Raw genomic sequence first — 7,034 nt, 5'->3', positions numbered from 1 at the left:
AAGGAAATGGTCACGAACGATCTCGAGGAAGCGAAGCGGGAGGTCGCCAATGGCAAGCCTGCCGTTTGAGCTGAAGGGCAAGACGGTCTACGTCGCCGGCCACCGCGGCATGGTCGGCGCCGCGCTGGTGCGCCGGCTGGCTGCGGAACACGTCGAACTGCTGACGGCAACTCGCAGCGAGGTCGATCTGCGCGATCAGGCCGCGGTCAACCGCTGGTTTGCCGCCAACAGGCCCCAGGTGGTGTTTCTGGCGGCCGCCAAGGTCGGCGGCATCGTCGCCAACAACACGCTGCGCGCCGAATTCCTCTACGACAATCTGGCGATTGCTTCGAGCGTGATCCATGCGGCGCATGTCCACGGCGCCGAGAAGCTGATGTTCTTAGGCTCGTCCTGCATCTATCCCAAGCTGGCGCCGCAGCCGTTGCGCGAGGACTCCATGCTGACGGGGCCGCTGGAGCCGACCAACGAGCCCTATGCGATTGCCAAGATCGCCGGGATCAAGATGGTGGAGGCCTATCGCAGCCAGTACGGCGCCGACTTCATCAATGTGATGCCGACCAACCTTTATGGGCGCGGCGACAATTATCATCCCGAATACAGCCACGTCGTCGCCGCGCTGATCCGCCGCTTTCACGAAGCCAAGGTTGCCGGTGCTGACAACGTCGTGGTCTGGGGCACCGGCACGCCGCGGCGCGAATTCCTCTACGTCGACGACCTTGCCGATGCCTGCATCCACTTGATGAAGGCCTATTCGGATCGCGAACTGGTCAATATCGGCACCGGCGAGGACATCACGATCGCCGATTTCGCCCGCGTGGTCGCGGCGACCGTCGGCTACAGCGGCGAGATCGGTTTTGATGCCTCGCGCCCGGACGGTACCTCGCGAAAATTGCTCGACGTCAGCCGTCTGGCCAAACTCGGCTGGCGCGCCAGCACGAAGCTCGAGGACGGCATCCGGCTCGCCTACCAAGCTTATCTCAGCGAGCACGCAGTGACGCAGAAATAGGTCTTCCTGCGATAAAAAGCCCCGGATGTACCCGGGGCTTCTTGCTGTCGAAAGTACCGTCGGCCTATTCCGGCTTGCCGATATTCACCTTCAGCGTGCCGACACCGTCGACGCCGCACTCGATCTTGTCGCCGGGATTGAGCTGCGAGACTCCGGCCGGCGTGCCGGTCATGATGATGTCGCCGGCGGCGAGTTTCACCTGCTGCGAGAGCTGCCAGATGATTTCGGGCACGCTCCAGATCAGTTCGGTGAGGTCGCCCTTCTGCGTTTCCTTGCCGTTGACCGTCAGCCAGATCTTGCCCTTGGCAGGGTGGCCGATCTTGGATGCGGGCTGGATAGCGGAGCAGGGCGCGGAATAGTCGAAGGACTTTCCGACTTCCCACGGCCGCTCCTTCTTGCGCGAGGCGATCTGCAGGTCGCGGCGGGTGAGGTCGATACCGACGGCGTAGCCGTAGACATGATCGAGCGCCTTGTCGGCCGGGATGTTGAGGCCGCCGCTCTTCATCGCGACGATCAGTTCGACTTCGTGATGCAGGTCCTTGGTCAGCGGCGGATAGGGAATCGTGGCGCCGTCGGGCACCAGCATGTCGGCGTGCTTGGCGAAGAAGAACGGCGGCGCACGCTCGTCATTGCCCATCTCTCTGATGTGCTCGAGATAGTTGCGCCCGACGCACCAGATGCGGCGAACCGGATAGGAGCCAGTCTCGCCGACGACGGGAAGCGCGGGCTGTGGGGCTGCTGATATGACGTAGGAGGCTGCGGTCATGAAAAGGGTCTCGGGTTACGGTGGAATTCCGGAGTCTTCTAGTTGAGCATGATCTTTTCGGAAAACCGGTGCCCACTCTTCCGGATCATGCTCTAGCTTTTACGCGGTTGCGCTGACCGGCGCCAGACTGGGCGGACCGGCTTCGCGCTGCTGCAGGCGGAAGAAGGAAGCATAACGCCCGCCGCGGTGCAGCAAATCGTCGTGCTGGCCGCGTTCGACGATCTCACCGGCCTCGACCACCAGGATGGCATCGGCATGCATGATGGTGTGCAGGCGGTGGGCGATCACGATGGTGGTGCGGTTCTGGCAAAGATGCTCGATCGCCTCCTGCACGGCTTTCTCGGACTCGGAATCGAGCGCCGCGGTCGCCTCATCGAGCAAGATGATCGGCGCGTTCTTGATCAGCGCCCGGGCCACTGCGATGCGCTGGCGCTGGCCGCCGGATAGCTGCGTGCCGTGCTCCCCGACCGGCGTGTCGTAGCCGAGTGGAAAGCCCATGATGAAATCGTGCGCGCAGGCCGCCTTCGCCGCCGCCACGATCTCGTCCTGGCTGGCGCCTTCCTTGCCGAAGGCGATGTTGGCGCCGATCGTGTCGCGGAACAAATAGACGTCCTGTCCGACATAGGCGGTCTGCCGCCGCAGCGATTGCCGCGACACGCTGGAAATGTTCTGGCCGTCGACCAGGATTTCGCCTTGGTTCACCTCGTAGAGCCGCAGCAGCAGCGCGAGCACCGTAGACTTGCCGCCGCCGGAGGGGCCGACCAGCGCGGTGGTCTTGCCGGGCTCGGCGACGAAGCTCATGCGATTGAGGACCGGCTCGTCTGGCCGGTAGCCGAAGGTTACGTCGCGGAACTCGACCCGCGCGTCAGTGAGTTTCAGCGTCGGCTTGTCACTGTCGTCGGGCTCGCTCGGTGGGCTGTCGACGATTTCGAGCAGCTTGCGCGCGCCGATCAGGTTGCTGTTGAGCTCGATGTTGAGCCGCGCCAGCCGCTTGGCCGGCTCATAGGCCAATAGGAACGCGGTCAGGAATGAAAAGAACTGGCCGGGCGAAGCGCCCATCGCGACCACGCGATAGCCGCCATACATCAGGCCGCCCGCGATCGCGAAGCCGCCGAGGGTTTCCATCAATGGGCTGGAGCGGTTGGAAACGCGCGCCATCTTGTTGGCGTTGCGCTCGACCGCGGCGATGCTGGCGTCGATCCGTTCGCGCATCGCCTGTTCGAGCGTAAAGGCTTTCACGGTGCGGATGCCCTGCAGCGATTCCTGCATCGTCTCCATGATGTCGGCAGTGCCGGAGAACTGGTTGTGTGCAAGACCCTTGATGCGCTTCACCAGCTTGCGCAGCACGATCATCGCCGGCGGCGCCACCGCAAAACCGAGCAGCGCCATCAGGGGATCGGTCATCACCATGACGACGACGAGCGCGATCAGCGACAGCAGATCGCGGCCGATGGCGTTGATCAGGAGATTGAGCACCTGCGTCACCGCGGTGGCGCCAGCAGTGAGCCGCGCCAGGAATTCCGACGAATGCCGCTCGGAGAAGAACGCGATGTTTTCGCTCATCAGCTTGGCAAACAGCCGGCGCTGGTTATTCGCGAGGATCGCATTGCCGATCTGCGACAGGATCACGGTGTGTCCGTAGGTCGCCGCACCCTTGATCGTAAAGATGACGACGGTGACCAGCGACAAGAGCGCAATCCCGCGCACATCCTTGTCGACATAGGCCTCGTTGATGACCTCGCCGAGCAGGTAGGCGGAACCCGCGGTTGTCACCGCCGCTAGTCCCATCAGCGAAAAGGCGAGCAGATAGCGCCGCCAGTAGGCGAGCCCCTGTTCAGCGACGAGGCGCCGAATCAGGATCGCCGCACCATATGGGTCGTCGGTGATTTTCTTCGGAGTTTCTGTAGGAAGTTCGGTCATCCGCGTTCCATTGACGGCACCTGGATAGCCCGGCGCGTCAGGGCTGCTGCGAGGCCTCCTTGCCTGCTTAGAGGGGCTTTTTCAAGCCCAATAAGCGCTTGATTTCAGGCCGATTCCGCACGCTGCGGAAGGCTTCCGCGTTCGCTGAACAGCCTCTTTTCCCAGGTCAGCGCGTGGCCGGCAATGGTTTCGAGATTGTCGTATTGCGGCGTCCACTCAAGCATCGAACGAATGCGGCTGGTATCAGCAACCATGGTCACGATGTCGCCGGGGCGGCGCGGCGCATACTGAACCGCGAAATTGCGCATCGAGACGCGGCGGACGGCCTCGATGGTTTCCAGCACCGAGTATCCGCGGCCGTAGCCGCAGTTGAGCGTGATCGAGCTTCCGCCGCCTCGCAGGTACGACAGCGCGGCTCGATGGGCCTCCGCGAGATCGCTGACATGGATGAAATCGCGGATGCAGCTTCCATCCGGCGTCGGGTAGTCGGTTCCGTACACGTCGACCTTGGCGCGCTGTCCGGTGGCGGCTTCGACCGCAATCTTGAGCAGATGCGTCGCGCCGACAGTCGAGAGGCCGCAGCGGCCGTTCGGATCGGCGCCGGCGACGTTGAAATAGCGCAGCACGACATACTTCATGTCGTGTGCACTCACGACGTCATGCAGCATGATTTCGGTCATCAGCTTGGAAGAGCCGTAAGGCGACATCGGCCGCGTCGGTGCATGTTCCGGCACCGGTACTTGGTCCGGATTGCCGTAGACGGCAGCCGTCGACGAAAAGATGAAGCGGCTGACACCACCCTTCACGGCTGAATTCAAGAGGCTGCGGGTCGTCATGGTATTGTTGCGGTAATAGCCGAGCGGATCGCGCATCGAATCCGGCACCACAACGGAGCCCGCGAAATGAATGATGCTCTCGACACGGTGTTGGGCGATCACGCCCTCGACGAGGTTTTCGTCGCCGGCGTCTCCGATGAACAGCGGCACGGGGCGGGGCAAAAGTGAGGAGAATCCGGTGGACAGGTTGTCGATCACGACGACGCTTTCGCCGGCATCCACCAGCGCATGAACCGTATGACTTCCGATATAGCCGGCGCCACCGGTGACGAGCACGGTCATGGGTCACCTCTCCCGATTTATTTGGAGGGCAATGTTAGGGGCTCGCGGTGAAGAGGGGGTTTCGGCGTCGGCGAACTGGCCACTATGCTTAATGTTGCGTATAGGAACTGGCCGAAACGGAGCCGGACGTGCCGATCGAGAACAATTTGGCCAGTGATCTGCAGCTCATCGTGCCGAATCTGCACAGGCGCTATTCGGGCGTCACGGCGACCAACCGGATGGTGGCGCCGAAGCTCGCGCAGATGTACCGCGCAGCATGGCTCGGGCCGCACGTGCCCGACGGTATCACGCGGATGGGCTTTGCGGATATGTTGAAACTCTGGCGGCGCCGTAACTCCGTGATCTGGCACGCGCGGCGCAACGACGAGATGATTGTCAGCGTCTTGCTGCGTGCGCTGGGCTGGCCGCTGAAACTGGTCTTCACCTCGGCGGCGCAGCGGCATCACACCTGGCTGACGCGATGGCTGATCCGGCAGATGGATGCCGTGATCGCAACCTCCGAACTGTCGGCGTCGTTTCTCAAACGCGAGGCGACGGTCGTGATGCATGGCGTCGACACCAACGCCTACGCGCCGCCGACCGATCGCGCCGCGGCGTTCGCCGAGGCGAGACTGCCGGGACATTACGCGATCGGCTGCTTTGGCCGCGTGCGCGCGCAAAAGGGTACGGATGTCTTCGTCGAGGCGATGTGCCGGTTGCTGCCGCGCTATCCCGATTTCACCGCTGTCATCGTCGGCGCGGTCGTGCCGGAGCAGCAGGGTTTTGCCGACGGTTTGAAACGGCAGATCGAGGCGGCCGGGCTGCAATCGCGCATCGTCATCACCGGCGAGCTCGAAATCGAGGAAGTGCAGCGCTGGTATCAGCGGCTGACGATCTACGCCTTCACCTCGCGCAACGAAGGCTTTGGCCTGACGCTGATCGAGGCGATGGCGGCAGGTGCAGCGCTGGTGGCGGCGCGGGCAGGCGCAGCGGAGTTCGTGGTCGAGGACGGTGTGACCGGCGTGCTGACGCCGCCGGGCGATACTGAGGCCCTGGTCGCGGCGCTTGAGCCTTTGATGCGCGATCCGGCCTCGGCACATGCGATGGGCGGGCGGGCGCGTGCGCGCGTGCTGGAAAAGTTCAGTCTTGAGGCGGAGGCTAATGCGATCGCCGCAGTCTATCGCACGCTGGATTGAGCCATCACGCGCTGCGCGATGTCGGTCACCTCGGCCGCCGCGATGTCGCGCATGCAGCGGTGATCGTTCATCGTGCAGACCGTGCGCTGGCAGGGCTGGCAGGACAGTTTCGATTTGGTCTGCAGCACCGTGGCGGCAAGGCCGTTTAGCGGCGCCCAGAGATAGGGGCTGGTGGGGCCGAAAATGCCCATGGTCGGCGTGCCGATCGCAGCCGCGATGTGCATCAGGCCGGAGTCGTTCGAGATCGCGACGCTCGCCGCCGCCATCGCCAGGATACCGTTGCGCAAGTCAGTCCCCGTGAGGTCGCGGGCCTTGCCGCCGGTGGCGGAGACGATTTCCTGCGCCAGCGTCTTTTCGCCGGGACCGCCGACCACCCAGACGTCGAAGCCGCGCTCGATCAGGAGCCGCGCGGCTTCCGGATAATAGGTCCATCGTTTTGAGGCGCCGACGGAGCCCGGGCCGAGCGCTACGGCGGGACCGGTGCCGAGCCCGTTGGCCTGCCGCCAGCGGGCGGTTTCCTCCGGCGGAACCGCGAGCTGCGGCACCGGCCATTCCGGAGGCAGCGGCGCGCTGTTGGGCAGCGCCAGCGCGGCATTCTTGTCGATAAAGCGGGGCAGGGCCTTTTCGCCCCAGCGGATCCGGTTGATCAGCCCGAATCGCGCCTCGCCGAAAAAGCCGACACGCTCAGGGATCCCGGCCAGCGCGGGCGCAATCGCCGCCTTCCAAGTGCGGGGCAGGACGAGGGCGGTTCCATAGCCGCGGGCGCGCAGTTCGGCGGCCAGTTCTCTTTGCTTGGCCAAAGCAAGCCGGCTGCGGGGCAGGTCCCAGACAATTCCGGCGCGGACGCCCGGCATATAATCGACCAGCGGCGCGCAGAGGGAGGTGACGAGCAGGTCCACCGGGCGGTTCGGCCAGCGCTGCTTCAATACCCGCACCACGGTATGGCCGCGAACGAAGTCGCCAATCCACATATAGGGAACGATCAGAGTAGGCCTGACGTCGGCGCTATCTTCCATTTCGATCCTATTTGATGAATTGAAGTTCATATC

Annotated in this window: 6 protein-coding genes; 2 read left to right on the top strand and 4 right to left on the bottom strand. The window is 63.8% G+C overall.

From position 1 onward, the window contains the following. The first annotated feature begins 49 nt into the window (after positions 1-49). Positions 50-1,006 (top strand): GDP-L-fucose synthase, encoded by a 957-nt coding sequence (gene fcl / locus CQ13_RS17175; RefSeq protein ID WP_057844030.1) that lies wholly within the window; start codon positions 50-52, stop codon positions 1,004-1,006. A 64-nt stretch (positions 1,007-1,070) separates the two neighbouring features. Here fcl and CQ13_RS17170 read toward each other — a convergent pair whose 3' ends face one another. The 3 genes from CQ13_RS17170 to galE form a co-directional block, all read right to left on the bottom strand. Next, the gene (locus tag CQ13_RS17170) at positions 1,071-1,772 is read right to left on the bottom strand and encodes a fumarylacetoacetate hydrolase family protein (protein WP_057844029.1); all 702 of its coding nucleotides are present in this window, start codon (positions 1,770-1,772) and stop codon (positions 1,071-1,073) included. A gap of 99 nt (positions 1,773-1,871) precedes the next feature. Continuing rightward, positions 1,872-3,692: an ABC transporter ATP-binding protein gene (locus tag CQ13_RS17165; RefSeq protein WP_057844028.1), complete on the bottom strand. Its 1,821-nt coding sequence runs from the start codon at positions 3,690-3,692 to the stop codon at positions 1,872-1,874. 104 nt (positions 3,693-3,796) lie between these two features. Next, positions 3,797-4,810, bottom strand: a complete 1,014-nt coding sequence (gene galE / locus CQ13_RS17160) for a UDP-glucose 4-epimerase GalE (protein ID WP_057844027.1) — start codon at positions 4,808-4,810, stop codon at positions 3,797-3,799. A gap of 128 nt (positions 4,811-4,938) precedes the next feature. Here galE and CQ13_RS17155 point away from each other — a divergent pair, with 128 nt between their 5' ends. Continuing rightward, entirely contained in the window at positions 4,939-5,985 is a 1,047-nt protein-coding gene (locus CQ13_RS17155) for a glycosyltransferase family 4 protein (RefSeq protein ID WP_057844026.1), read from the top strand. Here CQ13_RS17155 and waaF read toward each other — a convergent pair. Then, positions 5,967-7,001: a lipopolysaccharide heptosyltransferase II gene (gene waaF, locus CQ13_RS17150; RefSeq protein WP_430649692.1), complete on the bottom strand. Its 1,035-nt coding sequence runs from the start codon at positions 6,999-7,001 to the stop codon at positions 5,967-5,969. The genes CQ13_RS17155 and waaF overlap by 19 nt on opposite strands. Between the last annotated feature and the right edge of the window lie 33 nt (positions 7,002-7,034).

It is taken from the genome of Bradyrhizobium retamae (assembly GCF_001440415.1).
Lineage (GTDB): Bacteria > Pseudomonadota > Alphaproteobacteria > Rhizobiales > Xanthobacteraceae > Bradyrhizobium > Bradyrhizobium retamae.
Note: the sequence above shows the minus strand (reverse complement) of the source record. Positions and strands in the feature narration are given on the sequence as shown.

What these genes read in the sequence shown, in the direction of transcription:
- fcl (WP_057844030.1), top strand. Translation starts at nt 50, where the DNA reads ATGGCAAGCCTGCCGTTTGAGCTGAAGGGCAAGACGGTCTACGTCGCC.
- CQ13_RS17170 (WP_057844029.1), bottom strand. Translation starts at nt 1,772, where the DNA reads ATGACCGCAGCCTCCTACGTCATATCAGCAGCCCCACAGCCCGCGCTT.
- CQ13_RS17165 (WP_057844028.1), bottom strand. Translation starts at nt 3,692, where the DNA reads ATGACCGAACTTCCTACAGAAACTCCGAAGAAAATCACCGACGACCCA.
- galE (WP_057844027.1), bottom strand. Translation starts at nt 4,810, where the DNA reads ATGACCGTGCTCGTCACCGGTGGCGCCGGCTATATCGGAAGTCATACG.
- waaF (WP_430649692.1), bottom strand. Translation starts at nt 7,001, where the DNA reads ATGGAAGATAGCGCCGACGTCAGGCCTACTCTGATCGTTCCCTATATG.